This is a genomic window from Aneurinibacillus migulanus, from assembly GCF_001274715.1.
GTDB classification, from domain to species: domain Bacteria; phylum Bacillota; class Bacilli; order Aneurinibacillales; family Aneurinibacillaceae; genus Aneurinibacillus; species Aneurinibacillus migulanus.
Map to the genome: position 1 here is coordinate 4,575,188 of NZ_LGUG01000004.1, position 25,697 is coordinate 4,600,884.

Annotated in this window: 36 protein-coding genes and 1 pseudogene; 5 read left to right on the plus strand and 32 right to left on the minus strand. The window is 42.3% G+C overall.

The annotated features are described in order from the left end of the window. Positions 1-63: 63 nt before the first annotated feature. Positions 64-798 (minus strand): hypothetical protein, encoded by a 735-nt coding sequence (locus AF333_RS23840; protein ID WP_052520556.1) that lies wholly within the window; start codon positions 796-798, stop codon positions 64-66. Next, positions 795-1,220: a 2Fe-2S iron-sulfur cluster-binding protein gene (locus tag AF333_RS23845; protein ID WP_080787913.1), complete on the minus strand. Its 426-nt coding sequence runs from the start codon at positions 1,218-1,220 to the stop codon at positions 795-797. Before AF333_RS23845 ends, AF333_RS23840 begins: the two co-directional genes overlap by 4 nt. Positions 1,221-1,238: 18 nt before the next feature. On the opposite strand from AF333_RS23845, the gene AF333_RS23850 reads away from it, so the two are divergent. Next, positions 1,239-1,454 (plus strand): hypothetical protein, encoded by a 216-nt coding sequence (locus AF333_RS23850; RefSeq protein WP_043067936.1) that lies wholly within the window; start codon positions 1,239-1,241, stop codon positions 1,452-1,454. On the opposite strand, the gene AF333_RS32375 is transcribed toward AF333_RS23850, so the two are convergent. Then, positions 1,444-1,620: a DUF2768 family protein gene (locus AF333_RS32375; RefSeq protein ID WP_080787914.1), complete on the minus strand. Its 177-nt coding sequence runs from the start codon at positions 1,618-1,620 to the stop codon at positions 1,444-1,446. The genes AF333_RS23850 and AF333_RS32375 overlap by 11 nt on opposite strands. Before the next feature lie 138 nt (positions 1,621-1,758). Between AF333_RS32375 and AF333_RS23855 the strand changes: the two genes are divergently transcribed. Continuing rightward, on the plus strand, positions 1,759-2,280 hold the full coding sequence (locus tag AF333_RS23855) for a hypothetical protein (RefSeq protein WP_043067937.1): 522 nt from the start codon (positions 1,759-1,761) through the stop codon (positions 2,278-2,280). Positions 2,281-2,475: 195 nt separating this feature from the next. On the opposite strand, the gene AF333_RS23860 is transcribed toward AF333_RS23855, so the two are convergent. The 15 genes from AF333_RS23860 to prsW all read right to left on the minus strand — a co-directional run bounded on the left by AF333_RS23860 (position 2,476) and on the right by prsW (position 14,611). After that, on the minus strand, positions 2,476-2,742 hold the full coding sequence (locus AF333_RS23860) for a stage VI sporulation protein F (protein ID WP_043067938.1): 267 nt from the start codon (positions 2,740-2,742) through the stop codon (positions 2,476-2,478). Positions 2,743-2,834: 92 nt separating this feature from the next. Further along, complete coding sequence (locus AF333_RS33180) at positions 2,835-3,872, minus strand: NAD(P)H-dependent glycerol-3-phosphate dehydrogenase (RefSeq protein ID WP_043067939.1); 1,038 nt, start codon at positions 3,870-3,872, stop codon at positions 2,835-2,837. Positions 3,873-3,884: 12 nt separating this feature from the next. Beyond that, positions 3,885-4,478, minus strand: a complete 594-nt coding sequence (plsY, locus tag AF333_RS33185; protein WP_043067940.1) for a glycerol-3-phosphate 1-O-acyltransferase PlsY — start codon at positions 4,476-4,478, stop codon at positions 3,885-3,887. An 18-nt stretch (positions 4,479-4,496) separates the two neighbouring features. Beyond that, on the minus strand, positions 4,497-5,813 hold the full coding sequence (der, locus tag AF333_RS23875) for a ribosome biogenesis GTPase Der (protein ID WP_043067941.1): 1,317 nt from the start codon (positions 5,811-5,813) through the stop codon (positions 4,497-4,499). A 128-nt stretch (positions 5,814-5,941) separates the two neighbouring features. Further along, the gene (locus AF333_RS23880) at positions 5,942-6,136 is read right to left on the minus strand and encodes a capping complex subunit for YIEGIA (RefSeq protein WP_043067942.1); all 195 of its coding nucleotides are present in this window, start codon (positions 6,134-6,136) and stop codon (positions 5,942-5,944) included. A gap of 3 nt (positions 6,137-6,139) precedes the next feature. Then, positions 6,140-7,036, minus strand: coding sequence for a YIEGIA family protein (locus AF333_RS23885; protein ID WP_043067943.1), 897 nt, complete (start codon positions 7,034-7,036; stop codon positions 6,140-6,142). Positions 7,037-7,039: 3 nt separating this feature from the next. Further along, complete coding sequence (locus AF333_RS23890) at positions 7,040-7,669, minus strand: YphA family membrane protein (RefSeq protein ID WP_043067944.1); 630 nt, start codon at positions 7,667-7,669, stop codon at positions 7,040-7,042. Positions 7,670-7,845: 176 nt separating this feature from the next. Further along, a complete protein-coding gene (gene fni, locus AF333_RS23895; RefSeq protein WP_043067945.1) occupies positions 7,846-8,892 on the minus strand; it encodes a type 2 isopentenyl-diphosphate Delta-isomerase in 1,047 nt (348 codons plus the stop codon). A 20-nt stretch (positions 8,893-8,912) separates the two neighbouring features. Then, positions 8,913-10,094, minus strand: coding sequence for a 30S ribosomal protein S1 (gene rpsA, locus AF333_RS23900; protein ID WP_043067946.1), 1,182 nt, complete (start codon positions 10,092-10,094; stop codon positions 8,913-8,915). Between the two features lie 221 nt (positions 10,095-10,315). Next, positions 10,316-10,921, minus strand: a complete 606-nt coding sequence (locus AF333_RS23905) for a lysophospholipid acyltransferase family protein (protein ID WP_043067947.1) — start codon at positions 10,919-10,921, stop codon at positions 10,316-10,318. A gap of 3 nt (positions 10,922-10,924) precedes the next feature. Continuing rightward, a complete protein-coding gene (gene cmk, locus AF333_RS23910; RefSeq protein ID WP_043067948.1) occupies positions 10,925-11,596 on the minus strand; it encodes a (d)CMP kinase in 672 nt (223 codons plus the stop codon). A gap of 189 nt (positions 11,597-11,785) precedes the next feature. Next, the gene (locus AF333_RS23915) at positions 11,786-11,977 is read right to left on the minus strand and encodes a hypothetical protein (RefSeq protein WP_043067949.1); all 192 of its coding nucleotides are present in this window, start codon (positions 11,975-11,977) and stop codon (positions 11,786-11,788) included. Positions 11,978-12,036: 59 nt separating this feature from the next. Next, the gene (gene ypeB, locus AF333_RS23920) at positions 12,037-13,386 is read right to left on the minus strand and encodes a germination protein YpeB (protein ID WP_043067950.1); all 1,350 of its coding nucleotides are present in this window, start codon (positions 13,384-13,386) and stop codon (positions 12,037-12,039) included. Between the two features lie 362 nt (positions 13,387-13,748). Next, on the minus strand, positions 13,749-13,916 hold the full coding sequence (locus AF333_RS34230; protein WP_158502510.1) for a hypothetical protein: 168 nt from the start codon (positions 13,914-13,916) through the stop codon (positions 13,749-13,751). Beyond that, positions 13,913-14,611 (minus strand): glutamic-type intramembrane protease PrsW, encoded by a 699-nt coding sequence (prsW, locus tag AF333_RS23930; RefSeq protein WP_043067952.1) that lies wholly within the window; start codon positions 14,609-14,611, stop codon positions 13,913-13,915. Before prsW ends, AF333_RS34230 begins: the two co-directional genes overlap by 4 nt. An 89-nt stretch (positions 14,612-14,700) precedes the next feature. On the opposite strand from prsW, the gene AF333_RS23935 reads away from it, so the two are divergent. Beyond that, positions 14,701-14,937 (plus strand): hypothetical protein, encoded by a 237-nt coding sequence (locus AF333_RS23935; RefSeq protein ID WP_043067953.1) that lies wholly within the window; start codon positions 14,701-14,703, stop codon positions 14,935-14,937. Here AF333_RS23935 and AF333_RS23940 read toward each other — a convergent pair. The 3 genes from AF333_RS23940 to AF333_RS36260 form a co-directional block, all read right to left on the minus strand. Further along, positions 14,927-15,223, minus strand: coding sequence for a hypothetical protein (locus tag AF333_RS23940; protein ID WP_043067954.1), 297 nt, complete (start codon positions 15,221-15,223; stop codon positions 14,927-14,929). The two genes, AF333_RS23935 and AF333_RS23940, sit on opposite strands and share 11 nt — an antisense overlap. Next, positions 15,220-15,393, minus strand: a complete 174-nt coding sequence (locus AF333_RS37730) for a hypothetical protein (protein ID WP_407638664.1) — start codon at positions 15,391-15,393, stop codon at positions 15,220-15,222. Before AF333_RS37730 ends, AF333_RS23940 begins: the two co-directional genes overlap by 4 nt. A gap of 133 nt (positions 15,394-15,526) precedes the next feature. Next, a complete protein-coding gene (locus AF333_RS36260; RefSeq protein WP_235496916.1) occupies positions 15,527-15,895 on the minus strand; it encodes a hypothetical protein in 369 nt (122 codons plus the stop codon). Positions 15,896-16,011: 116 nt separating this feature from the next. On the opposite strand from AF333_RS36260, the gene AF333_RS23950 reads away from it, so the two are divergent. After that, positions 16,012-16,779, plus strand: a complete 768-nt coding sequence (locus AF333_RS23950) for a MerR family transcriptional regulator (protein ID WP_043067956.1) — start codon at positions 16,012-16,014, stop codon at positions 16,777-16,779. Positions 16,780-16,915: 136 nt separating this feature from the next. Here the strand turns inward: AF333_RS23950 and AF333_RS23955 are convergent, their stop codons facing one another. The 8 genes and pseudogenes from AF333_RS23955 to AF333_RS23970 form a co-directional block, all read right to left on the minus strand. After that, positions 16,916-17,479, minus strand: coding sequence for a DMP19 family protein (locus AF333_RS23955; RefSeq protein ID WP_052812331.1), 564 nt, complete (start codon positions 17,477-17,479; stop codon positions 16,916-16,918). Positions 17,480-17,520: 41 nt separating this feature from the next. Next, positions 17,521-18,206: pseudogene (locus AF333_RS37735) on the minus strand (hypothetical protein); the annotation flags it as partial. A gap of 209 nt (positions 18,207-18,415) precedes the next feature. Continuing rightward, on the minus strand, positions 18,416-18,607 hold the full coding sequence (locus tag AF333_RS23960) for a hypothetical protein (protein WP_043067957.1): 192 nt from the start codon (positions 18,605-18,607) through the stop codon (positions 18,416-18,418). Between the two features lie 528 nt (positions 18,608-19,135). Then, the gene (locus tag AF333_RS23965; protein WP_043067958.1) at positions 19,136-21,181 is read right to left on the minus strand and encodes a YfaP family protein; all 2,046 of its coding nucleotides are present in this window, start codon (positions 21,179-21,181) and stop codon (positions 19,136-19,138) included. 159 nt (positions 21,182-21,340) lie between these two features. Then, positions 21,341-21,526 (minus strand): hypothetical protein, encoded by a 186-nt coding sequence (locus AF333_RS36270; protein ID WP_235496918.1) that lies wholly within the window; start codon positions 21,524-21,526, stop codon positions 21,341-21,343. Positions 21,527-21,578: 52 nt separating this feature from the next. After that, the gene (locus tag AF333_RS33935; RefSeq protein WP_158502511.1) at positions 21,579-21,740 is read right to left on the minus strand and encodes a hypothetical protein; all 162 of its coding nucleotides are present in this window, start codon (positions 21,738-21,740) and stop codon (positions 21,579-21,581) included. Positions 21,741-21,938: 198 nt separating this feature from the next. After that, positions 21,939-22,097, minus strand: coding sequence for a hypothetical protein (locus tag AF333_RS33940; RefSeq protein WP_158502512.1), 159 nt, complete (start codon positions 22,095-22,097; stop codon positions 21,939-21,941). A gap of 83 nt (positions 22,098-22,180) precedes the next feature. Beyond that, positions 22,181-22,417, minus strand: a complete 237-nt coding sequence (locus AF333_RS23970) for a hypothetical protein (RefSeq protein WP_043067959.1) — start codon at positions 22,415-22,417, stop codon at positions 22,181-22,183. 443 nt (positions 22,418-22,860) lie between these two features. Between AF333_RS23970 and AF333_RS33200 the strand changes: the two genes are divergently transcribed. Further along, a complete protein-coding gene (locus AF333_RS33200; RefSeq protein WP_139188829.1) occupies positions 22,861-23,238 on the plus strand; it encodes a hypothetical protein in 378 nt (125 codons plus the stop codon). A 354-nt stretch (positions 23,239-23,592) separates the two neighbouring features. Here AF333_RS33200 and AF333_RS36275 read toward each other — a convergent pair whose 3' ends face one another. The 3 genes from AF333_RS36275 to AF333_RS23995 form a co-directional block, all read right to left on the minus strand. After that, complete coding sequence (locus AF333_RS36275) at positions 23,593-23,772, minus strand: hypothetical protein (RefSeq protein WP_235496919.1); 180 nt, start codon at positions 23,770-23,772, stop codon at positions 23,593-23,595. A gap of 91 nt (positions 23,773-23,863) precedes the next feature. Continuing rightward, positions 23,864-24,682: a DNA polymerase beta superfamily protein gene (locus AF333_RS23990; protein ID WP_043067963.1), complete on the minus strand. Its 819-nt coding sequence runs from the start codon at positions 24,680-24,682 to the stop codon at positions 23,864-23,866. 12 nt (positions 24,683-24,694) lie between these two features. Then, the gene (locus AF333_RS23995) at positions 24,695-25,645 is read right to left on the minus strand and encodes a nucleotidyltransferase domain-containing protein (protein ID WP_043067964.1); all 951 of its coding nucleotides are present in this window, start codon (positions 25,643-25,645) and stop codon (positions 24,695-24,697) included. Positions 25,646-25,697: the final 52 nt, after the last annotated feature.

The following is a 25,697-nucleotide window of genomic DNA, read 5'->3' on the forward strand; positions in this document are numbered from 1 at the left end:
ATGCGTTCCGCCCTGTCCTGCTTTGTACAAGATATGGCGAAGAGACTTGAGATATTCCATTTTTTAATTTTCGAATACAGGCTTCGGTTCCCCGTCCACAAGATGGTAGGGAAAAGATTTTACCGGAGCTAGCGGCGATACATCTGTCAGTACGCGCCGTATATCTTCGTTCTGATTCGGTTTTTGAGGAGCGTTCTTCAGCGCCATCGCTAAGTCCATGGCATAGTCTACCCCTACTTGTCCGCGTTCATTAATAATGTAGGACATTGGTTGCTCACTGAAATGGCTCAGAATCGTTTCTTCGCCCATGCGCAGCTTATCAAAATCAATCAGATAGTAACCGTCCGCCACCTTCTGTCCAAACGGAAACTCTTTCTTGTCGGCGAAATAACGGCTTACTTTTTCCTGCATCGTCTGAACACCTTGCGATACGGTCAAGTCGATCAAACGCACTTCTGGTTTTGTTTCCGCATCCAGCAGAACAAACATATAGTTGCCTCCTACTTCAAATGCGGCACCTGGAATATAAGGGATATATTTGGGCATAATTTTCGAAAAATCAACCGGATACCGCTCAAATTCCGGGGTGTCAGCGTTTCTGGTCATAATCGGCAAAACCCCAGTCTCTTTCTGGAATTGGTCTACCGCATCTTGCACCATCTTAATCTGTTGAACTGGAGGTGCTGTATTCTGTATCATCTGCCCGCGCGGATATGCGCATCCTGACAGCATCCATGCGCATAGGGCAATAAGTACCACCGCCTTAATAAATGGCGGCTGTTTCTTTTTTTTGCTCATTCTTCTCTCTCCTGCCGTTGTTTTTCAAGCTGAGCGCGCACCACAGCGGCGAGGCGATCTTCTTTCAGCTGTACCCGTGTCTCTCCCTGCACTTGCGTCTGACAAGCAAGCCGCATGCCACACGCAAGATTGTCTTCGCCAATCATGCGTTTTTCTCTTTCCTGAGCCGGGGAAACGAGACTATCAGGCTCTACCTTCACTTTGCACATCGTGCAGGTTCCTTTGCCACCGCATCGTTGAGAGATAGCTACCCGTGCCCTGGCAGCTGCGCGCAATATGGTTTCTCCGACGCGAGCTTCCACATACTGCATCGCCGGAGCGAATGTAATCTTCGGCATCATAACAACTCCTGTTTCTTCAGATGTCGTATATTGCGGATAGAAGATGCACCTTCTGCCCACACTAAGTTTGATTCCATGCATAAAGGAGGTCTATACGTTATGTTAATGAGCCGCGAATGGATTAAAGTGGCGCTTGGTGGCACATTCTTCTTTGGCATTGTGCTGTTTACGCCCGTATTCCTCCTCGCCAATACGGAAAATACCGCACCTGCGATATTATGGATCGGCATCTCCCTTGGAGGATTATACATTGTTCTTTTTTTGCTTCATAAATACATTAAAGCACGCAACATAGGGCCAGATGCTAGAAAGTAATGAGTACAGCGACCATAAGAAAAAAAGCAACAACCAAGCTTGCGTACGCGACTGTTGATAAAGCGAACCTGATTATACGTTGTTGCAATTTACGCGCAAAAACAATCGTAAAGCTGGCAAGAATCATTAAACCAATCGCGCTCAGCGCGTAGAACATCATTTGCATGGGCTCTCCCTCTTTACCTGTAAAAATAATCCTGTAGAACGGATGTACTCACATTATAGCACAAACCCGGGACAATCGAACCTCTTGCGGGACGAACGCATACTATAATGTTGACTACAGAATAAAGGGGGCGAAACCATGAGCAGCCAAAAACGGCGAATTCCAAGCGCAAAAGGGCCTAAGCGTCCAGCCACAGTCAGTAAAAAACGTAAAAAAACCACACCAACTACTGCAAAAAAAGAAACGACGAACTCAATTCTCCCGCTCAAAAACAAAATGGATATTAAAGCAGCTTCTTCGCTTATGAAAAACTTGCCGGCGCTTTTGAGCAAGTCTCCCGATGAAATGCGCACATCCATTAATACTGTCCGGCAATGGTCAAGCCAAATGCGCGGTACAATGGCAGAGATGGAACAGACGCTTGGCACACTGACCAATCTCATTGGCATGTATGAACGCTGGTCGACCAGCAGTCAGAAACGGGCCGCATTGCGAGCGGCGGAACAAGGCAACGGAGCCACAGACGAGAAATCACCGCTTTCGTTTATCAAATCGTTGAATAACATCGATTTCCGTCAGATTATTTCTCTGCTTAACTCCCCGCTTGTGCAGGCATTATTGGAAATGGATGAAATCGCATCGTCAGCGGAGGAGGCCTAACCTAAGGCCTCTTCTACTTTTTTCAAACATAAAAAGAGACTGAACCCTCAAGTAAATTCTACTTTTGGGACAGCCTCCTCTTTTCTTCCTGTATCCTCGCGCTATTTTCGAGAGCCCTTATTTTCGCGAATCATGCTATACTGTATGCTAATTTTTTCAAGCTTGTAACAGCTGACTTCGCCTATTTCTTACACCTTACAACTTATTTTTCAGAAGGTTTGTCAGCGTCTTTACGTCGCCGCCGCCTACATTGTTTGTACGAATATACTTAATGATTTTCTCTTCTTTTTCCCTTGTCAAAGATACGTTTGCAATCACGGCCAGTTGGCGGATTAATTGCAATAATTTCTGATCGTCGTTCAAATCACTCTTCTTTACGCCCCCAGCCAGCTTTTCAAGCTGAGACGTATCCACATTCCTGCCCTGCAATTTATCAAGAAATTTTTTCGGGATGTTTGCCATACCCTACATCTCCCTCCTTCCGCTATACACAACAGTGTATGAGCAGAAAAGGGAAAAAGTGCGACCTTTCAGCTTCTTAGCCTTTTATACTCTCATCGGTTCTCAAAGTATTCAAGCGCCAACTCTTCCGTTTCATGACGGCGTACCCGGCCCATCAGGTCGCTGACTGCCTCACGCGGCACCTTGTTTTCAAATAATAATGCATGTAACTCACGGGTAATCGGCATCTCTACATCGAGCTTACGCGACAGTTCACGGGCAGCTTTCGTCGTCTTAATACCTTCGACAACCATCCCCATGTTCGCTGTAATTTCATCTGGACTCAATCCTTCTGCCAGCATATTTCCAGCGCGCCAATTACGACTATGCTGACTGGTTGCCGTCACTACCAAATCTCCAACACCCGCAAGTCCGGTGAACGTTAGTGGACTTGCTCCCAATTTAATCCCCAGACGGCTAATCTCTGCTAGCCCTCGTGTCAGAAGCGCAGCTTTCGCATTATCACCAAACTTCAGTCCGTCGCTTACTCCCGCACCAAGAGCAATAATATTTTTCAGTGCACCGCCGATTTCCACTCCGATTACGTCCGGATTCGTATACACACGAAAGTGGGCTGTAATAAATGCGCCCTGCACTTCCTCAGCTACTTCAATAACTTCCGCGGCCACCACGACAGTCGTAGGTGCCCGTAAGCCTACTTCTTCCGCATGACTCGGCCCCGATAATACAGCAATCCTTTTATAGAACGCTTCCGGTACCTCTTCCTTGATTACTTCGCTCATCCGCTTTAGCGAGTCAATCTCCAATCCTTTGGTCGCATGTACGAGAATCGCGTCTTTGTGTAGGTACGGAGCCAAGTTCCGAACCGTATCCCGCATGGCGTGGGATGGGACAACAAGCAAGATTAGCGTTTTGTCCTGAACGACATGCTCAAGCGACGCACTAGCCACAATGTTTTGTGGAAGCGTAATACCAGGTAAATACCGTTTGTTTTCCTTCGCTTCATTCATCTCCTGTGCCAATTCTTCCCGTCTGGCCCAAAGTGAAACATGATCGTGATTCTCCGAAAGCACAGTCGCAAGCGCCGTACCCCAGCTACCGGCACCAATTACCGCAACACTTCGTTTCATACATATCCCCCCTTACCGTTTGGACTGTCCCAGCTTTCGTTCTGTACCTTGAACCAAGCGCTTAATATTGTCTATGTGACGTATATACCCTAATACCGCTACGGTAAGCGTACCGATAATATACGTGAGAGAAGCCTCATTTAGGATAAGAATAATAGGAATAAGCGTAAAGAAAACGAGCGATCCGAGCGACACATACCTCGTAAGAGCGATAACTGCAATTGTTACAATGACCGCAATTAACGCCGGTAATGGAGCAAGCGCAATCAGCGTACCGATAGTAGTAGCAACCCCCTTACCGCCGCGAAATCCAAAAAATACGGGCCAATTATGCCCTATAATTGCAGCCACACCGGAGAATACAACGACCCAATCCTCTCCTCCGGATAACCAATGTGCCATACCTACAGCGATAGCGCCTTTAGCCGCATCCAGCAGCAATACGGCAATGCCAGGCCCTTTTCCGAGCACCCGTAGCGTATTGGTCGCTCCCGCATTGCCACTGCCATGCTGCCGGATATCAATTTTTGCGATCTTTTTCGCAACAAGGATGCTAAAACTAATCGATCCGAGCAAATAAGAAAGAATGATGACAACCGCTCCCATCCGGTCTCTCCCCTTCCTCTATTCGGACTTATTCCGCGCCAGAATACGAACCGGGGTCCCTTCCAGCGGAAACGCTTCTCTAATTTTGTTTTCCAGATAGCGCTGGTAAGAGAAATGCATTAATTCGGTATCATTGACAAACAGCACAAATGTCGGCGGTTTGACCGCAACCTGTGTGGCATAATTAATACGTAGACGGCGTCCTTTGTCGCTCGGCGGCGGCGTTACTGTTGTCGCTTCATGGATTAAGTCGTTCAATACCGGTGTTGCGATACGCATCGCATGCTGTTCAGCTACTTGTTTTACTTTTGGCAGGAGGGTCTGTATCCGCTGCTTTGTCTTTGCGGATACGAACAGAATCGGAGCATAGGCCAAGTATTTAAACTCTTCACGAATGTCGGCAATGAATTTATTCATCGTACGTTCATCTTTTTCAACCGCATCCCATTTGTTAACAACGATAATGACACCACGTCCTGCTTCATGAGCATAACCAGCTACCTTTTTATCCTGCTCAATGATGCCTTCTTCACCGTTAATGACGACTAGTACGACATCGGATCGTTCCATCGCCCGTAACGCCCGCATGACGCTATACTTCTCGGTCGATTCATATACCCTGCCACGCTTGCGCATGCCCGCTGTATCAATAAGTACATATTCCTGGCCTTCAAACGTAAATGGAGTATCAATGGCATCGCGTGTTGTACCCGCAATGTCACTTACAATTACGCGTTCTTCTCCAAGCAGCGCATTCACTAATGACGACTTGCCTACATTCGGTCGGCCGATAAGTGATACACGAATGACATCCTCATCGTATTCGTCATCCTCATATTCCGGAAAATGTTTAATGATTTCATCCAGCAAGTCCCCAATTCCGGTAGCATGTGCACCGGAAATCGGCATCGGTTCCCCCATACCTAATGAATAAAATTCATATACATCATTAAGACGCTGTGGGTTATCAATTTTATTAACCGCAAGCACGACCGGTTTTTTGGAACGGAACAGCATACGTGCCACATCCTGGTCCTGATCGGTAATACCGACCGTACCATCCACCACCAGAACGATAACATCTGCTTCGTCCACCGCCAGCTCCGCCTGATGCCGGATGGATTCAAGCAACTCATCGTGATCATCAAAATCAATACCGCCTGTATCAATTAAATGAAACGGTTTGCCGAGCCATTCCGCCTGACTATACAAACGGTCACGAGTCACGCCTGGAATGTCTTCGACAATCGCTAACCGCTCCCCTACGATTCGATTAAACAGTGTCGACTTGCCCACATTCGGCCGGCCGACAATCGCTACTACAGGATTTGCCATAAAATAACTTTCCTCTCTTTTTCAATATCTCTACTATCATAGAATGAATTGTAAGGACAAGCAAGACAAACCATCCCTCTCTCTTCCTTTCACCTTTAATCATAGGGTCTAGCTACCGACCTCTCATATTATGAATGCTTAACGATAATAAGCGTATCAGGAGTAATTTCATGTACCACTCCATCCAAAATTTTTTCCAGCGTAAAGGCGATTTGCTGCAACTCATTTTCTCCTTCAGCATAAAAAATAGGCGTACTTCCTCCGATGCGGCTCCGGTTTGCCGTAATCACCGCAAGAATGTATTTTTCAAGTGAAATGCCCATAGGTTAACGAGCTCCCTTCGTCCGTTGATTAACCTTCGCTTCCTGAGGGAGCCTTACTGCGCTGTCCAATACAGGTACATACTTCACCGTTGTGAGCACTTTATTTTTATCCTTTTCTTCTGGTAGCAAGAAAACGCCGAGTTGCCCGCTCTGCATGTTGCGTTTGGCAAGTGGCGTAAGCGCAGGTTCTCCAGAGTCGCGGTATACGCCATGAATAGATGACACATCGTGTAGGATTGCCTGGCGCTGTCCAAGATTGGCTATTGTAATAAGACTTCCGGGACTCTTTGGTGTAATGACGACGCCTACCCCGTGTTCGCGTATCACATCCTGGTCCGCACGTAATCCGACATTCATAATATAAATGTCGTCCACATACAGATTCGATCCATTGATTACAATTTTTCCTTCTCGAATGTCAGCAATTTGCCCAAGTAATTTGCCTGACATGAGCCGACCATTAATAAAGAACATGATAATGCCTGCTACAAGCGCCCACCAGAGCGAAGTTTGAATAGCGACAAATGTCACGACAAGGGAGGTAAACATGACAAGATAATTGCGGCCTTCGAATACTTGGGCGATTCCTTCGATATAGGAAACGCCACGCGGAACAAGTTCCATACTATCAAGTTGCTGGAGCATATTCCGTTCCATATTTCTCACCTCACGGAATTGCTGAGCCGCCAGACCGAGAAAGGTGACCGCTGTCCAATCAGGCTTCAGGATGGAGGGAATGACGACCGCTCCCACGAGTGAAGCAATGACGCCAAGCGCAATATGAATAATCCGACCGTGAGGATACGTGGGATATTGACGATAGTCTGTTCGCAGCATGTACAAACGGGCGGTTACGCCTAACAGTACTCCGACTGCTACAGGAATCGTGTACGTAGCCATTTTTTATCGACTCCTCTTCACTAGCACTTTACGTACCAATGTAGTACTGGCATCCACACAGCGGAATACCACCATATGCAGAAGCAGTGCCAGAAGCAGAGAAAAAACAAGAGAATCACGAAATGAAAATTCCCCGATTACAGTAGGAAAGCCGGGCGGATTGAGAAACATCCAGGACATAACTTCCATGAAGCACAGTCCCAGACCCGCAATCGTTATAACCTGTTCCGCATGGCGGCTCATAACAAGGGGCAGTATGGCAGTTGCACCCGCAATCAGATAGATTTCATCCACAATATGCAACACAGGATCGAGCTTAAGTACGTATCGGAGCAGGAATAACGTAACGCCTGTAAGCAAAGCCGCCGCAAAATTATAACTTCGAATGTCTCGTTCTTGTCTTCCCCACAAAAAAAAGAAGTACATAGCAGGCAGTACAAAAGCACCTACACTGACCGATGTTATTGAACCAAGGGGAATATGCCAACCACTAGTCAGATATACAGCAAACAGAAGAGCCAAAAATGTTCGCATACGGATTTGCAGGCGTGCAAGCAGCCCATCCAGCGCTCCCATCCAGCCCAGCACCACAATAAGCAATAGACAGATAGCCGATAAATATCCCGGATTCATACGTGCAAGTCTCCTTTTCTTCCTGAGGTTTCTGTAAGTATTATTGCCGAAAACAGCAAGAAGAAATCCCGTCACCTTATCGTTATCATCGGCTTTTCTTTAGAGCAAAATACTTTTCTTAAAAGAAACAAAAAAAGCAACAGTCGCATAAAGCGAACGTTGCCTTTTTGTTTCTTCTACCGCCGCGCAAGCGCAGTGCAATCAATGCCGCGCTGAGCTGCCCAATGATATGCATCTCCTGTAACGACGAGCGGAACTCGCTGAAGAGAGGGGATGGATGATGCCCCTAAAGCCGTCATAATGACCGTAAGCTCTTTATGCAGGCCTCTCACATATTCGATTGCTTCCTGCATTTCTCCATGTACTGCATAGCGGAGAAACGCACCAGCCATACCTACGCAAGAAGCACCCAAAGCCAGACAACGGGCCACGTCCAACCCTGTACGAATACCGCCTGTTGCCATAACATCAATTCGCTCTTCGAGCTGTGTTACCTCCAACAGGCTTACCGCCGTAGAAATTCCCCACTCATTTAGTATGTCAAACGGCTGTGTCCGCCGCATATTTTCGATTCGGGCAAAGTTCGTGCCACCGCGCCCGCCAACATCAATTGCCGCCACACCACAAGAAGCGAGCTTCTCCGCCGCTTCCCTAGACATGCCGAACCCGACTTCTTTTACGATAACGGGTACTTCCAATGCAGCCACGATCGCTTCGATACGTCGAAGCGCACCGCTGAAGTTACGCTCTCCTTCAGGCATAATCAGCTCTTGCATTACATTTAGATGAATTTGTAATGCGTCCGCTTCAATCATATCCACGGCACGAAGTGCCATCTCAGGTGTTGCCTCCGCCCCCAGGTTACCGAATAAAATCCCGTGCGGATGCTCACGGCGTGCAATCCGGTACGTCTCAACCAAAGACGGATCTTTAATCGCCGCCATCTGAGAGCCGACTGCTAGCGCCATTCCCGCTTCATGCGCCAACATTCCAAGTGATTGATTGATAGTGTATGTTTCGCTTGCTCCACCTGTCATCGCATTTACAACAATCGGCGAACTCAGTGCGAGTCCGCCGATTGTTGTATGTCTATCCACTTGTTCATAATCGATGTCAGGCAAGCAGTTATGCACAAACTTCACATCCTCCAACCCATGTGTACCGGATTGGCCGGTTGTAAGCGCGTGCTCTATGTGTTCGCGTTTTCGTGAAGTTCTTGACATTGCGCTCCCTCTGTCATGGATTAGGATTTGAATTTCTTAAGCAGATCACCCATGCGATCGCCAATCGTTACGCCCATACCGTTCGCATTGCTCTCTTCTGCCTGATAGGCTGCTACTTCTTTCTTCGTTTCTTGCTTTTGCTTTTCATCCTGTACTTCTCGGATGCTTAAGCTCATACGTTCTTCTTCAGGATTGAAGTCCAGAATTTTCACGCTTACTTCTTCGCCCTCTTTTAGTACTTCATCCGGTGTGCCAATATGGCGATTAGCGATTTGAGAAATATGAACAAGACCTTCTACTCCCGGTGCTACTTCCACGAATGCACCAAAGCTCACCAGGCGCTTCACTGTACCTTGTACAACATCGCCAATCTTAAAGTCTTGAGTAGCTTGCTCCCACGGACCCGGTAGTGTTGCCTTAATACTAAGGCTAATGCGCTCGTTCTCTTTGTCAACCTTCAGGATTTTCACATTAACTTTGTCGCCTTCCTTGAGGACGTCGGACGGCTTGTCAACATGATTCCAAGCGATTTCAGAGATATGAACCAGTCCGTCTACTCCACCTACATCAACAAAGGCGCCAAAATCAGTCAGGCGCTGTACCGTACCTTCAATAACGGAGCCTGGCTCAAGTTTGTCAAGCACCGTTTGCTTTTGTTTGTCTGCTTCATCTTCAAGCACGGCGCGATGGGAAAGAATCACTTTGTTTTTCTCTTTATCGAGTTCAATCACTTTAACGGAAAGCGTTCTTCCTTTATAATCAGAAAAATCCTCTACAAAGTGGCGCTCCACATGTGAAGCCGGGATAAAACCGCGAACGCCCAAATCAACTACAAGGCCGCCCTTCACATTATCGGCAATCGTCGCTTCAAACACTTCACCGGATTCGAACTTGCCAGCAAGCTCATCCCATGCTTTTTCCGCGTCAACCGCACGCTTGGAGACGATCATCTCGTCCTTCTCCTGATCAAGACGGATGACCTTTACTTGGATTTCCTGGCCTTCGGAAAGAACATCAGCTACTTTTTCGATATGAAGGCTGGACACTTCACTAATCGGAAGAATGCCGTCATACTTATAGCCAACATCAATCAAGGCTTGTTTCTCATCCACACGGGAAACGGTACCAGTTAACAATTGGTTAACCTCAACCCCGTCCAAACCTTGTTGACCATTCATTTCGTTTTGATTTTCCTCTACCATAGACCATACCTCCTTGAAATAAAAGCCATTCAAACAATAAATGCTTCTTACCTCCTAAAAGAAACAACAAGCATTTATAGCAAACAGCAGCATATTTATCTTAGCTTACCAAAGTTAGGTGTGCGAATGCTAGTGCCAAACCTGCTAATTTCTGGACTACATATATACTCTGATAAGCAAAATGCCTTACACTATGCGGAAAATAACACCGAAAGGTATGCTTATTTTTTATGTATATCCAAAATTTTCTGGATTTCACTCCGGATGACTTCGGCGGCAGCCTGCGTACGCTCTGCATTATCTTTACCCGCTACCGCCGCGGTTAAATCAACCGGTTTCCCATAAATTATGGTAACACCACGAAAGAAACGATAGGGTCCAATAATGGCCACAGGCACAACCCGTACACCGGACTTCAGCGCAATCATCGCCGCGCCCGGTAGTATATTGCCTACCTTGCCCTCGCCTGTCCTGTTGCGCTTACCTTCCGGAAAAATGCCAAGTACTTTGCCTTGTTTAGCAAGCTCCAGCGATGTGCGAATCGCCTGGCGATCTCCGGCCCCACGCTTAACCGGATACGTACCGAAATCCTTAATCAGACTGGAGATGACCGGAATACGAAACAGCTCGGCCTTCGCCATGAAATGCACCTGCCGTTCTATGCCACACCCCAGCAATATCGGATCCCAGTTGCTGATATGATTTGCACAAAGTACAAGCCCTTCTCCTTCCGGAATATTCTCCTGTCCAATGACCTTCCAGCGGTAAAAGCTTTTGAAAATACCCCGAAATAACCCGCGAAAAAACGGATATGTTTTACTTTCCATCTCTTACGCCCTCTCCCCGATTTTTTCCCGATATAGCGTGACGATGCGATCCACCACTTCGTCGATGCTATGTCCGGTCGTATCGAGCCGTATGGCGTCTTCCGCCTGTTTTAGCGGCGCGATAGCCCGCTCACTGTCTTTGCGATCTCTCTCTTCAATATCTCGCAGCAATTCGGCGTAGTCAGCTTGCACGCCTTTTTTCTCGAATTCTTCCAGCCGACGGCGCGCCCGCTCTTCAATGGACGCGGTCAAAAAGATTTTCACCTCCGCATCCGGCAATACCGATGTTCCAATATCACGTCCGTCCATCACCACATCCTTGCAGCTGGCAATTCGTCGCTGCATATCCACCAGTTTCTCACGCACGCACGGATATGCGGCTATTGTTGAAACGAGCCGGGTCACCTCTGGAGAGCGGATGGCTTCGGATACATCTTTATCGTCCACGTATACGTGCTGCACTCCATTTTTGATTTCAAGCGTCAAATTAATCTCATCAAGCATCTCTCGCAGGCTGTGTTCATCTTCTATAGAATATCCCCGCGCAAGTGCAGTAAACGTCACCGCTCTATACATTGCCCCGGTATCTACGTACAATATTCCGAGCCGCTTTGCGACCTGCTGTGCTACGGTGCTTTTGCCGGCTCCTGCCGGTCCATCAATCGCAATTTTCATCGTACTATCACATCCCAACTAGGCAAAGAAGAAAGCTAAAGTACATACGCCAGCTTCTCGCTCTCAACCTTTTCTCTCTATTTTTTTCAAAAAAAAAGCAGGTCGTGCCTGCTTCTTCTTTTGCATATTTGATTCAAAGCGCAGGTTTATCCGCTAGTATGTTAATTACCTTCATAGTATCATAGGGCCTTAAGGTGATGCAACGCCTTCCATCCGCACCGTCTCGACCAGCCAATAACGGACAGGTTCGTACGTAAGCAGGGCCTGACTGACGATGAGCAGCACCCATCCAGCTACAATAGCAACAACCAGACATGTCTCCACTCGACGGGCCAGGCAGGTGAAACGTTTTTCATAAGCGGATTCTTCGGTTCGTCTCACAGGAAATCCTCCCTTCGTTTTCACCAGTATCGCCTGTCCCGTCCTTTCCTTATTCTTCGTTACAATGCAGGTGCTTTAATTTTTTCTACTTTTACCTCTTCACCAGTAAGTGCGTTGATGTAGATACGGTACCTGTCTTGATTAAATCCGCCGTAGAATTCATAAGAGAATACTTCCTGTCCTCTGTCGTCTTCGATCACCGCAAGTCGTGCCTCTTCGACTTTCAAGCCCGGATTCACTTTCTTGCGAGCCTGTGCCTCGGTTATCTTCGGCTTCGGCAGTACACGCGCCTTATGGTTCAGTACATAACTTTCACTCTGGAATCCTGATATATTTCCTTTATCAAGTGCTACCTTTACCGTAACCGTATCCGGGTATACACGGACATCGCCCTGCTTGTAGGCGTACGTAAAGACGGCGAGGTTTTCATACTCATCATAGGACACAGCTTCCATGGAGCGGTATCCCCGTTCATTCAGATACGTGTCTGCATGACGCTTTGCTTCCTCGATCCCTAGCTTTCGAGCCTCGATATCACGTTCATCCAGCATCCAGACAACCTGGCCACCCTTCTTGGCCACATCTACGTTAACCGGAGCCGGACTATCCTTACGTGTAATGTGAACACTAAAAGATTGATACTCCCGACTGTTTCCGTTATCCACTACTTTGGCTTCTTTTATTTGCTCTGGCTTCAACTTTGTAAATGCGAGCGCTTTACGCTTCGCTTCCTCGGCGGTAACCGGCTTGCCCTTAATGGATTGGACTTTTAGCTTGCGCGTCGCATTCAAGCTTCCAATTCCTGACCCAAAATCGACATCTTTGTACCCCTCTACGCTTTTATCAACCACTTTAAGACCGTCGACAATCGTATTATCCTCCTGTTTTTCTTCAGTGGCTAACGCCGTTTCTACATCCATCCATCGCAGTTGCTTGTCAAGGACGGCCGTCTGTACTTTCTGTAGCTGGCCCTGTATGTCCTTGGAATGGCGATAGAGCGCCTGCAGTGTTTTATGCTCCTTGTCCGTCAGTGGCTGCTTGTCCAAGTCGCGAACAGCAGTTTGGTAACTGAAATCGGCCACATTGGCAAGAAACTTCTCCGTCTGGTTGAACGGCATCAGTGTCAAGGGTAGCTGGCCTACATCATTTTGTGCCGAATAAGCAAGGCGCCAAACATTCGTTAAGCTGGGAGTAAGTTGTTGACGGGAATTGACGGCAATCGTTTTGCCAAGCTCGTCCTGAAGCTTATCCATATGATAGTTCAAATCGTGGAATGCTCGTTGATACTGGTTCTCCGCCTTAATGAGCACGGAGTTTTTCTCCTGATTCTCCTGGTAGCCCCACATACCGGCTCCTATGGCTCCGACTGCAAGAATGGGCGCCAGCACGCCTGCAATTTTCCAATACATATCTGCATCACCTTTCCTCTTGTCTTCCATGCTTACATACGTGTTGGTAGTAGTGTGAGGAAAGGCTTGCCCATTTATGCAAAAAAGCGAAAAGGAAGTGTCCTTTTCGCTTTTTTTATGGATGAGAAAGTAGATGTCGCTGTAAAGGAGGACAGCAATACCTACTTTCTTCCGATCGTCTTACTTGAAAAACTCGTGGGGCGTGTGGAACGACGGGCGAAAAAGACCGACAACGGTCTCCCTCATAAAAACACCCGGATGTTTTGTCGGTCCGCCTGAAGTGACACAAAGCGGCCGTTTGGCTTCTGTATGGAAAAAGGACGGACGGCAACGCCCACGAGTTTTTCTTATTTCCGCCCGCTTTACAGTTGTTCGGAATAAATATGAAAGTTACGGTCATTGCTGCAAACGCATTGCTTAAACCCCGTCTCGATTTTTCCGTTCTTCTCACGGCTTCCACGCAGAATATAACGTTCTCCGCACACCGGGCAATAAATCGTTACTTTATATCGCTCGTATTCAGTCATCATATTTTTTCCGCCTCCTCTTGTTCATAGTGTCGCCTAAAGGCAGCGGCAATAGACCTGTCGAGTGCGGCGCTGCTACGTCGAATGGCAACGGCCCACAAAATCACCATAAATGGGATAATTAACCAAGGCCAAACGTCGCTACCTGCCATAAGAATAAAATCGTACGTACCATGTAGAAGGACCGGAATCCCTAAGCTCATTCCTAGATATATACGTTTTTTACGCGGATCAGCCACAAATTTTGCTTTACCAAGATAATATCCCATTAACACACCAAACAGGCCATGACTTGACACTGGAAGCAACGCACGGAAAAACGCTGTGGACAACCCATGCGACAATAGGTAGAAGAAGTTCTCCAAGGTCGCGAACCCCAGCGAAACTGCCGCCGCATATACGATGCCGTCGTACGGTTCATTAAATTCTACATGCTTATATACCGTATAGTAAATCATAAACCATTTAAAAAATTCTTCGAGAAATCCCGCGAGAAAATACGATTGTGCAAACACGCCCAATTCCAGCTCTTCCTGAAAACCGAACTGCACGACCATTACGGGGAAAACAAGTAAAATACCGGTAATAAAACTTTTGACCACCATATGCAGCGGCTCTGTTTCATATTTGTCTTTTAGATAAAAATAGCTCAAAATAGCAATACCAGGAGCAAGTGCTGCTCCTAAGGTCGATATCATAGCATTCGACTCCCTTTGTTCTTCCGGTTCTCCTTATTTCATCGTACCATGGAATATGGATGAAAGAAATATTATTACTGGAGGTTATAATGAGAAATATGCAAGAAGCCGCAAGAAAAGTCGTCGTTCTAAATACTGATGGGACGATCGCCATGTCAGTAGATGATGATACGGATGCTGTCAAACCTGGAGAGGTTCATCCATTGCATACAATTGAGCCATTGCTCAAACAGTACGGGCAGGTCGAGATAATAGATATAACCGTTACTTCTGACAAGCCGGTAATGATGAACACTCATAGCTTCACTGTTGATCTTATAAGGTGATTATATGTACACTGAGCATACCGTGTATCACCTTTTTGTATAGCTTGTTTAATTCCATCTCCGTTTTCTCATTTTCTACCCGCTCAAGAAAATCATTTATAATTTCAATTCTCTCTTTGTTTGAAATGGCATCTTGATTACTTGCTTTTCGTTTTAGCACTCTTACTTCTTCATCTAAATTATTTATATCCTCCCTTGCCTTCCTGAGCCGCTCTTTATAAGTATCTATATCGTATGCTCCAGACTCAAATGCCAAGTGAATTCGCTCAATTGCTCCTTCTATCACTTTAACCTCTTTTTCAAGTTCAGAGATGCAAGCCTTGAATCTCCTCCTTTGTTTTCGCAAATTATGATTCCGTCTTCCATATGCCTGTATTCACGTATAGTAATATAATCGGTTTTTCTTTCAAAAGATAAAGTATACCCACAAACTCCACACTTAACCAAGCCAGACAACGGAAACTTTCCCTTGTCGTTATTTTCCAGTTAAATATTTGTAACTAAATACTCCTTGATTTAATGTTACTGAATCAACGTGAGTTACTATGTTATTGCTTCACCGCCTGTCCTTAATTGCGTTTTATAAGTTTTATTTAACTTTATATTTTGCACTTTGGTTTATTCCTGTTGTTGTGATTATGGTAACAATCGCGCCAATTATTTTGATAGCTATATTTGAACAAGGGTGTTGATTATCCAGTACGATCCAGAATGGATAGCCACCACACCGTGCCCCAAACGAGCGGCGGTTCGTCTCCCGCACGGAAGCATAGAGGGCCGCTTTTTGCCCCAGCCAGGCGGGACCGCAAAACATCTGGGTAGACGCGAAGAAGGAGACAGTTGCGGTCCTCTTTCGCCTGGCCGGGGCATGCACTCGGGAAGGGAGACGAAAGGCCTTGTTTGTGTCCCGTTGTGGTGGTCTTTTCCTCTCGGAGCATTCAACACCCTTGGTATCCATAGATGGATAAAAAGAATGTGATACATAAAATTTATTCTTGTTCCCATTTTCCTCTTGAACCTCTAGTTACGTAAGGTTGCATAATGTACATATACTTTTTTATGGGAGGAATGTTGATGGAAGGGAATAACAAGTATTCCATTGGGGAATTTTCGGAAAAAACAGGAATATCCATTCGCACTTTACATTACTATGATGAAATCGGTCTTTTACAACCAGAAAAGCACCCAACGTCAGGCCACCGCATTTACAATCATCAAGATATTCTAACCTTACAGAAAATCGTAAGTCTAAAGTTCCTGGGATATAGTCTGGATAAAATCACTAGCTTGTTACATGAATCGAGTTTTACCGTTGATTTAAATGAGACTTTAACCCTCCACTTGCAAGTATTAGAAAAAGAAAAAGAACAAATCGAACAATCAATGACTGCTATTCAGAGAGTCGTTAAATTACTGAAGGAAGAAGAGGAAGTGGATAGCACCATATTATTCAGTCTTATCCATAGTATACAGACGGAAAATATGCAAAAAGAATGGATGAAACGGCATATGCTAACAGATATAGTGGAAGGGTTGTCAAAGAAAACGGAAGAAGAAAAAATCACCTTAGATCAAACCTTCATTCAATTTGCTAAGGAAGTAAAACAATTATATGGTAAACCTGTAAAGGATTCAAAAGTACAAGAAATGATTAAAACGTATCTAGAAGCGTCTTTTGAGTTTCTTGGTAGGGATTTGATACAAAAGCTAGCTGATGCTGATGTGGAAGAACTGGATATTCAAGAACTTGAAGATATGACACCTTCTCCATTCACAGAAGATGAGCAGAAATGGCTCAATCAAGCGATGGAATATTATATGAAACAAGCAGAATTGGAATAGAAATAGAATTTCCACAGGCTTTTACCTTGTTCAACCAACGGGTGAGCTATATTTAATACATCGACAAATTCTTGTCTTCCCTTTCACCACAAGAATTTGTCGATTTATCAAATCAGATGTATATAGACGAACTCAATTATTTGGTTAGTTCCTCTATCAAATACGATTTATTTGTATCTACATATCTTACAAGGTTATCAAATATATTTCTATCCTCTGAATATAAATAGAGTCTATCAGCTATTTTACAAATTTCATCCGCCATTTCATCATATTCCGATCCGTGTGTTTCAATAAAATTATTTACAGAGTATTCTTCTTGGCTATCAACGTTAACTCTCAAGTCCGAAGTTGATACATTGTTTTTTTGTAATATTGATCTTATAGCCTTAAGTATTTTGTAATCTTCTTCAGCTTGTATACGTTCTAAGGTTTCTATCGTATCATCTAAGAATAATCCTGTTGAATTCTCTAAAAAACCCAATATACCCTGCATATTAAGTTCTGTGTCAAAATTGATTATAAGTATTACATCTCTTATTACAATGGGTAATTTATAAAAGATAGCCTTTTCATATAAATGATAATTTTCTTCTTTATATAGATTTAATGCAATTTCTTCTATGATTTCTTCGCCAAAGTTTTTCATTAGAAGATTTAATGGGATTAAATTATTTATTATTTCACGGCATTCATTCATAAATTCACCTCCAGAATCCTCTTATTTACCCAACCTCTATTATAAGTATCTGTGATCAACACATTGTCAGAGATTAGTTTAGAGCCAATCAAATTATCAACTTTTTTATAACACGACCCATACAAACAATCTTGGGGACAGTAGCTTTTGTACGGTCTCTTGCAACAAGAATACAAACCTGTTCGCGACTAATTCCTCTTACCTCCACGCTTACGATATAAATTACACTTGATATTTTGACAGGGTAGCGTGGTTGGAAGGAGGCGATTCAGAAAAAGAAGAGGGTGGATGCGCCCTGCGCTCCAGCAGAAGAAAGGCCAACGTATCTTTTTCCGACCACTCCCGCCTACCGCTCTTCCTTCTTGTCTTCCCTCTCACCACAAGAATTTGTCGATGTATCAAATCAGATGTATAGAGGTTTGCGTTTCCTAATGCCACGTTGCCCCTTTTCAGAGTATAGGAAATAGGTCTCGTCCATTTCGACGATTCCTTCAAATTGTTCGTAATCCATTTGTTTGATGGCATTTAACAGCTTGTGTCTCCAGCAAAAAAGCGTAACCTAAGTAACTCCTACGATTTCAGCCAATTTTCGCAGGGAATAGCCTTTAAACATACATTCAACAAATGTAATCCATTCATCGTCTTTTTGAGTACGATACAAAACTGTATTAGTTGTATGAGTGAAAGTTTGGCTACAACATTTTCCTTTAACAGAGCCCAAATTTATAAAGTTACTCTTTTATTATTTTCTGTATCTCATTGAAGACTTCCACCTATATAATAAGGCAATCTATACATTCTACAGATTGCCTTTGTTTTCCTGCTCCTATTGTATCGCACGCATATCACGATTATAAAATTTATATATCATTTATTTAATTATTAAATCAAAAGAAATGAATATCCTGCTATTGTAACAGGACATTCCTTACATATCTAAATAATCTTCTTTTCTCTTTTCTTAATTAATACGCAATCTCTTTCCCATTCAACAGCAACATTCCTACTTCCAATTAATCTAATCACTTGTTCTGCAAAATCACGCCACAACATTCCATGTACCTCTTCGCTAATAACTATATTGTTGTACTTGTTCAGCTCATCAATTAAGCCAGTTAAAGACTTCATTTATAACACCCCTTACACATCATGTTAGACAGGCTAGAGTGTTATTATGCATTAAATTTTCCACGCATAAAAATCAATTTTTAAGACAAACTAAACGTTAGGACAACCGAAAGGATTGATTTTATGTCACGTAACAAACTGTTAGTACCAGGAAGCGAGGATATACTTGAGGCAATGAAAAATGAAATCGCCATTTAAGGGCCATTCATTATTTGAGTGCTCTTTATTCCTTTTTGTTCTCGATAATAAATAGTCGTTTCTAATCGATTATTATAAAATAAATTGTTCAACTAAGTCTTATTCCTATTTTTAATTTCATCTAACCTACATTTCAAGGTATTTTATTCTCTCTATAATTGTTCATTTCAAAATATTTAAAGCTATGGCGAAAAGAAAATGATAACATAAAAACTAATAATTCAAACCATTCCCAGTCTATTAAGCTATTTCCTTATTTCATAGTAAAACACAGATTTATGGGAAACGAAGAATTACACACTCTCCATTTCCCATATCATTATTTAATAATTAATCCCATCTATCAATTTTAATAATTCTCGTAGAGTTATTTGAGGTTATTTTCAGAGTCAAATCCCATTCACTATCTTTTGAGTAACCTACTCCGCAAGCAGAAGCATTCTCAACATCTTCAATTGGAGTGTTTGCAGTATAAGCTTCTAGTGTCTTGCGAATTTCACGAAGTTCAGATTTAAGCGTCTCATTAAAAAATCCTCTACCCTTCCCCTCGGATAAATCCTTACATCCGTCCAATAAAAAGAAAATATGATGACCTGAATGAGTAACCTTCTCTTCATTCCAAAGATTTGGAGAATTGGTTATGCCTTTTACCTTAACAAAGCTGTTTAGTTGAACATTCCATGCATTATCAGACGAATAATTCGTGCTAGAGATGTCCGGGTGTTGTCCCTTAACGTAGTCGAAAGTGAACAAAGTTTCTTTAAAGCCGGTATTGCCAGCAACACCATGATAGGTGTAAATCTGACCATTAACTTCCAGTTCGGCCTTAAATGGAGTCCTTCCGCTTCCTCTTTCACAATAGTTGTGAACATAGAAGACGTATTTACCTTTTGACGCATGACCATTACTCCATCGAATGTTCTCAACTGGTGAATAGTCTCTGTGACTACCGCCATTCATATCAATATCCAACCAACCATTACAGGAACTCATTTTGTCTCCGTAGTAAATATGTTCACTACTAGGAGTCACACAATGCAGATCAAGGTCTGTGTACCCTTCCCAAATGAGCGAGCATCGGATTTCATTACCCTCATATCGCCCTCCTGCACTCTCAACCCGCCTCTTAATTTCACCATCAATTCCACCATGATAATACCAGCTAAACGGATTATTCCATAGTAAAATATTAGGAGCCTGTTGATCAGAAGCAGTCACTAGAGCCATCAGCCGATTAGGGTTATCGACCCTAACTTCAATACTTTCTGCTGTCAGCAACACTGTCCTTTGAAATTTTTCCCATGTCATAATTGTATTTGGCAATTCTACTTTATTAGGCTTACTTTCCTTAGGTGTAATATTACTAAATACGCCCTCAACTTTCACATCGCTCTTTTCCTTAGAGGACTCATTATTTTTCCAAATGAATTGTGTAATTTCCTGAAACGTTGCATATCTTCTTCGTAGTGAATTAGCAATACCAAGCTTTTCAACGATCTTTTCTGCTTGTTGAATGTTGCCTTGAGATGGAGCAACTTGACTCCTCATGTAATTAGATGGGTTCATTTTCTCTGCAAATCTACGACTAATAGAATCAAATGAAAGTCCAGCAACAATATCATCAAGCAAGGTTCCAATCATACTACTCTTAATATGGCAGAATCCAGCAGGAGCAGTTGCAACAGCCAACCAAGTGATGTTATCTTGAACTCGACTGTTTCGAGTGTTTTGACGTTTAATATGTAGCTCTTGAAGGAATTTGGCAACACCAAGAATCTTATTCGACCTATATAATGATTCTGATTCTAGTAATATTAGTGCTTGGTCTACAGCATCCAAAGGATATTCCACCAACCCAGCGTTCAAAATCCTGAAGTCTTCCTTTTTTTCTGCCATTTCTTGTCCAGCAGTTTTTAATCTAGAATAATAAACTTTTTCTGTAGGAAGTGTTACAGCCATATGATCCCATCCACCAGAATGTGGTTGACCAAGTGTTTTCTCACTCGATACAAATACTCCTGTAACTTTAGATTTAAGGACAATTTCCTTCATTGCCTTTACAGATTTAACGAAGAATTTAGGTGTGTTGTCTTCATCCCATAAAACAGAACTAATCTCACCATCTTCAGAAATAGACACTAGACCACCAAAACGATTCACAAAATGTCGGCAGCAGCTGCAAGTATAATGTTGTCTTGCTTTATGCGGTAAACTTTCAAGAAACGCTTCAAATAATCCCTCTGCATCAGTAGTAAAGAGTGGGAGATTATCAAAAGTAGAAAAGTGATGTTTAATCGCTTCACTGAATTGTGGATATTGGTCATTACTATTATCATATTCAGCATTAGTAGAGAAAGCCGTCTTATCGTTATTCATATTTTTTGCTCCTCGTTTTATAATTTTCTATTTTAAAATGCCATAAAATACTTATTGCATTTTCTAATTTAGATATTTAATTAACCATTTATTTTTATGCAATCCTTCTTTTTCCATTTAAATTTCATTATAAGTGTTGTTCTTATTTTAAGAAAAGCATTATTTATATAAGTTACAGTTAATATTTTGACATGGTAGCGTGGTTGGAAATAGGAGAGATGGAGAAAGAAGAGGGTGGATACGCCCTGCGCCCCGGCAGAAAAAAGGCGGGCGTGTCTTTTTCCAACCTCTGATTTTTTTCATTCTTTTCTTATCTCTCACCACAAGAATTTGTCGATTTATCAAATCAGATGTATATAGATTTTCACTCTATTTATTTTGTTATTCAGACAACATTTCATCTATACTTTTTAGGCTTCCAATTTTCGATTTCCGGTTCACCTTTTACTTTTCTCAATGTATTTATCCGACCATTGTCATATCCTATGTTGTATCCAACAAATACCCCTACAATAAGTGGAACAATGAATACAATAAGCCCCACTATTTTTTCAATCATTCAATCTCCTCCTTCCAACCACGCTTCCCTGTCAAAATATCAAGTGTAATTTATATAGTCACATTCATTTCTTCAGCTACCTCTTGTTGTTTATGGTTATTAATAACAATTTCCCTATACACTGCAATTTGCTTTTTACTTGTTGCCTTTATAAAGGTTTTCTTACCGTCTTTAATCATGATATTACAAGGGTGTTGATTATCCAGTACGATCAGCCCACCGTGCTACAAACGGGCGTCGGTTCGTCTCCCACACGGAAGCGTAGAGGGCCGCTTTTTCCCCCGCCAGGCGGGACCGCAAAGCAGCCGTGCTTCCTCTTTGCGAGAAAAAGACGAGGAAACACGCCGACGCGTGCATCTTCTTTCTTCCACCTTATGGATAATCAACAGGGGTGATGATATTATATATATACTTACTCTCTTTATTACTATGAGGTAAATTTAGATACTTGCCTGATGTTTTACATTTAATTCTGTATTAGGATGCTTAGCTGCTCTTCCTATTGCATAAAAAACAGAAGTAAATGCATTTCTATCATAAACACCGCCAATTCTCTTAGCTTTCTTTAGCAAGTCTCTAAAATGCTTTATTGTCTCTTCTTTTTCAAGGCCAAAACTTTCTTTCGCTCTTAGAAGAGCATGTTCAGACATTTTTACTTTATCTGTATCTAAATTCATTACTATTTGTATTCCTGTTCTTAACAAGCTTTAACTTAACCTTTGGCTCCTTATCAACAAAAGCCGCTCCAATGTTTGATGAATGCTCACATACTACCATGTTCTTACCATCTAAGGTAAAGTAGTAGCCATACACATCAGTTTAATATTCACCCATATGTTTCTATCACTATACTTTTATTGGAATCTATTATGTAGTCATGATTCTTTAAATTCTTCGATAGATTGTGTGTCCATTATCGTCTAATTTGCACTTTAGCATATTTGTTTTCCAATTTTCCTTTTGTATTGGTATATACTTATGTAAACCATTTATTAAGTTCTCCCATCCTTCATTAGTGCTGTTCACCTCTAAATATTCACCGTTTTCATAATCAAATTCAAGACAAGTAACAACTTCAGTTATGCAATCGAGTTTATAATAATGAATAGCATCAAGGGTGTTGATTATCCAGTACGATCCAGAGTGGATCGTCACCACACCGTGCCCCAAACGGGCGTCGGTTCGTCTCCCGCACGGAAGCGTAGAGGGCCGCTTTTTACCCCCGCCAGGCGGGACAACAAAACATCTGGGTAGACGCGAAGATGGAGACAGTTGCTGTCCTCTTTCGCCTGATCGGGGCATGCGCTTGGGAAGGGAGACGAAAGGCCTTGTTTGTGTCCCGTTGTGGTGGTCTTTTCCTCTCGGAACAATCAACACCCTTGGTATCCATAAATGGATAGAAAAGAAGGATGCGTACGGCGTGCGTCCCCTTTGTTTTTCTCATGTGGAGCGTGTGGCGCCAAGGACGAAACCGACCGGCAACTGTCTCCCGCTTTGAAACACCTAGATGTTTTGCCGGTCCGGCCTTGGCGTCACAAAGCGACCGTGTCCCTTCCTTGTGAGAAAAAGACGAGGGAACACGCCGACGCGTGCATCTTATTTCTTCCGATATATGGATAATCAACAGGTGTGGAATAGCATATATGTCATCCCATTTCATCCATATATTTTTGTTTTCATCTTGGTCGACTATTGATAATTTCTCATCACTTATTATTATTTTCATCAATATCTCCCCATTTTTATTAGCCTTGACTTATTTACTTTATACCAACTATTTATATGGTGAATTATAATTTTCTACAAACGGGACTAACGTTTCAAATGTTGATTTAAACCTCATCTATATAAATTACACTTGATAGTTTGACAGGGGAGCGTGGTTGGAAGGAGGAGATTTTGAAAAAGAAGAGGGTGGATGCGCCCTGCGCTCCGGCAGAAGACAGGCCAGCGTGTCTTTTTCCGACCGCTCCCGCCCACCGCCCTTCCTTCTTTTCTTCCCTCTCACCACAAGAATTTGCCGATGTATCAAATCAGATATATAAATATGAGTCATATCCATTATTTTGCAAAGTTAATAAAACGCTGCTTATATTTTCAGAAATAAACATGTAATCACATCCTTAATATCCGTAGACTTCTTTAATTACTTTAATAAAAAAGTCTTTTTTAAATTTGTTTACTAACTCTTTATTTACCCTCTTAGGTAAAGATGACTGTTGTAATAGACACTCTTTTTCTTGTTCTAATTCATAAATTACCTTCTTAGCCTCGGTAATACCTTTATCAAAGTGCCCAAGCTTACCATTCTTAATATCAAGCAATTCTTCTTTGTCTTCACGATATAATTCAATCTGATTATTCTTTAGCAAACCAACACAAATCCTTAAGCATTTAATAGCATTCATGACAAATTTAGTTTCATATCCGTACTTCCTTACTCGTTCTATTCTATCTGGTCTTTTAGCATCTTTTTCTACAATCTCTATTGGCAAGAAGGCACAATTTATACAACTTTTTACAAAACCCATGTACCGAAAAACGACATTTTTTGAAAGAAAAAGGTCACGATTATCTAATAATAAATTCATAATATCACTTTTCTTATGAACATATTTATTATCTACCCATAACATCTCTGTAGGAATAACCTCACCGTTTGCGGCTTGATTTATAAAATAGTCAAATGAGAAAATTTCTAAATCAAAATCCTCAAATTGATTAATTTTATTTTTTCCTGTTACTACCTTTGTATGTTCAAACTTATCTATCCCAATAACATAATCATCAGATGGAATAGCTATTGATCGAAAATCGAAATCAGAAGTATCGTCATTAGTTCCTGCAATATGAGAACCACCCTGACAGACGTATATAAGATTATCAAATTTAACTGGACAATCTTTTTTGTTATTAATCAGATTCTCAATTTGTTTAATCATTTTATCCTCCATCTAAAAATGTTCCAACATAATTTCTTTATATAGATTGTTGATCTTATTCCAATCTGTAACCTTTGGTAGCTTTGTATACTTAAATGCTTGTTGCAATTTCAACTCAAGTTCATCAATCATTTTAAAAACTTCATCCCACTCATAATCTCCATTTCTAAGAGATAATAGAAAATCTCTATCCTCACTTCTATATACTTGAATTGTTTGTTGCTCTAATACTTCAATTCCTGTTGTAAGTAGGCGTATTAAATGCATAGCGTGTTTACCTAACTTTTGTTCTGGTTTGCGATTTCTGTTACCAATTTTTGTGTATCCTTTATATGCATTTTGAATTTCAGATACCATACCGGATAATTGTGTAATTGGAGTATTGTCAAAATGCACACTCAGATACATTTGTTGCTTCCCATCTTCATCATAGTGAATATCCAATACTTTAATATTGTCATTGTTGTATGTAGGGTAACGCTCCGAAAAACGTCTAATAATGTTTTCAACAGTATATCTTAAGTGCTTATTCCTATCGTCATCAGTGGCCTTTTCTAATCCATTTTTTATTTTCATTAATTGTTGTTGAGCATATCCACCAAAAGCAAAAAAGCAATTCTGTGATAAAAATAAATGCCTATTCTCTCGCAGTTTTTCAGAAGCAGATGTGCTTTTATTGATGAACTGTGACTCTGTATATAACATTTCAAGCACGGTTGGGTTTTGTGAGTTTGCTAAATTCATAAATTTCTTCAAGGAATGATACTCAATATCTGGATCATGAAATACCTCAGTTTCCCATTCATTTGTCATTGAAAAGAATAACTCTTTAGGTAAAATCACAATTCCCTTTATATCTATATCTGAATTATCAGTATTTAATCCATACGACTGTGAACCTGTAATTACTTCATAAATGGTATTGCCTGATAATGTATTATAATCATAATTCAATTTAGACATTTTAACCTCCTTATTTTCGATAAGGTTAATCTTTTATCCACACTAACCATTT

Coding starts and splice junctions, on each gene's coding strand:
- AF333_RS23885 (WP_043067943.1), bottom strand. CDS start 7,036: ATGGCTACGTACACGATTCCTGTAGCAGTCGGAGTACTGTTAGGCGTA.
- AF333_RS23860 (WP_043067938.1), bottom strand. CDS start 2,742: ATGGCAAACATCCCGAAAAAATTTCTTGATAAATTGCAGGGCAGGAAT.
- der (WP_043067941.1), bottom strand. CDS start 5,813: ATGGCAAATCCTGTAGTAGCGATTGTCGGCCGGCCGAATGTGGGCAAG.
- AF333_RS23905 (WP_043067947.1), bottom strand. CDS start 10,921: ATGGAAAGTAAAACATATCCGTTTTTTCGCGGGTTATTTCGGGGTATT.
- AF333_RS23970 (WP_043067959.1), bottom strand. CDS start 22,417: ATGAATTTAGATACAGATAAAGTAAAAATGTCTGAACATGCTCTTCTA.
- AF333_RS23990 (WP_043067963.1), bottom strand. CDS start 24,682: ATGATTAAACAAATTGAGAATCTGATTAATAACAAAAAAGATTGTCCA.
- AF333_RS33935 (WP_158502511.1), bottom strand. CDS start 21,740: ATGATTGAAAAAATAGTGGGGCTTATTGTATTCATTGTTCCACTTATT.
- prsW (WP_043067952.1), bottom strand. CDS start 14,611: ATGATATCGACCTTAGGAGCAGCACTTGCTCCTGGTATTGCTATTTTG.
- AF333_RS23890 (WP_043067944.1), bottom strand. CDS start 7,669: ATGAATCCGGGATATTTATCGGCTATCTGTCTATTGCTTATTGTGGTG.
- AF333_RS23965 (WP_043067958.1), bottom strand. CDS start 21,181: ATGAATAACGATAAGACGGCTTTCTCTACTAATGCTGAATATGATAAT.
- rpsA (WP_043067946.1), bottom strand. CDS start 10,094: ATGGTAGAGGAAAATCAAAACGAAATGAATGGTCAACAAGGTTTGGAC.
- AF333_RS23950 (WP_043067956.1), top strand. CDS start 16,012: ATGGAAGGGAATAACAAGTATTCCATTGGGGAATTTTCGGAAAAAACA.
- AF333_RS23995 (WP_043067964.1), bottom strand. CDS start 25,645: ATGTCTAAATTGAATTATGATTATAATACATTATCAGGCAATACCATT.
- AF333_RS33180 (WP_043067939.1), bottom strand. CDS start 3,872: ATGAAACGAAGTGTTGCGGTAATTGGTGCCGGTAGCTGGGGTACGGCG.
- AF333_RS23960 (WP_043067957.1), bottom strand. CDS start 18,607: ATGAAGTCTTTAACTGGCTTAATTGATGAGCTGAACAAGTACAACAAT.
- AF333_RS23955 (WP_052812331.1), bottom strand. CDS start 17,479: ATGAATGAATGCCGTGAAATAATAAATAATTTAATCCCATTAAATCTT.
- AF333_RS23880 (WP_043067942.1), bottom strand. CDS start 6,136: ATGGGCATTTCACTTGAAAAATACATTCTTGCGGTGATTACGGCAAAC.
- cmk (WP_043067948.1), bottom strand. CDS start 11,596: ATGAAAATTGCGATTGATGGACCGGCAGGAGCCGGCAAAAGCACCGTA.
- plsY (WP_043067940.1), bottom strand. CDS start 4,478: ATGGGAGCGGTTGTCATCATTCTTTCTTATTTGCTCGGATCGATTAGT.
- fni (WP_043067945.1), bottom strand. CDS start 8,892: ATGTCAAGAACTTCACGAAAACGCGAACACATAGAGCACGCGCTTACA.
- AF333_RS23850 (WP_043067936.1), top strand. CDS start 1,239: ATGTTAATGAGCCGCGAATGGATTAAAGTGGCGCTTGGTGGCACATTC.
- AF333_RS34230 (WP_158502510.1), bottom strand. CDS start 13,916: ATGATGACTGAATACGAGCGATATAAAGTAACGATTTATTGCCCGGTG.
- AF333_RS33940 (WP_158502512.1), bottom strand. CDS start 22,097: ATGCACGCGTCGGCGTGTTTCCTCGTCTTTTTCTCGCAAAGAGGAAGC.
- AF333_RS36260 (WP_235496916.1), bottom strand. CDS start 15,895: ATGGATACCAAGGGTGTTGAATGCTCCGAGAGGAAAAGACCACCACAA.
- AF333_RS23935 (WP_043067953.1), top strand. CDS start 14,701: ATGAGAAATATGCAAGAAGCCGCAAGAAAAGTCGTCGTTCTAAATACT.
- AF333_RS23840 (WP_052520556.1), bottom strand. CDS start 798: ATGAGCAAAAAAAAGAAACAGCCGCCATTTATTAAGGCGGTGGTACTT.
- AF333_RS32375 (WP_080787914.1), bottom strand. CDS start 1,620: ATGCAAATGATGTTCTACGCGCTGAGCGCGATTGGTTTAATGATTCTT.
- AF333_RS23845 (WP_080787913.1), bottom strand. CDS start 1,220: ATGCATGGAATCAAACTTAGTGTGGGCAGAAGGTGCATCTTCTATCCG.
- ypeB (WP_043067950.1), bottom strand. CDS start 13,386: ATGTATTGGAAAATTGCAGGCGTGCTGGCGCCCATTCTTGCAGTCGGA.
- AF333_RS23855 (WP_043067937.1), top strand. CDS start 1,759: ATGAGCAGCCAAAAACGGCGAATTCCAAGCGCAAAAGGGCCTAAGCGT.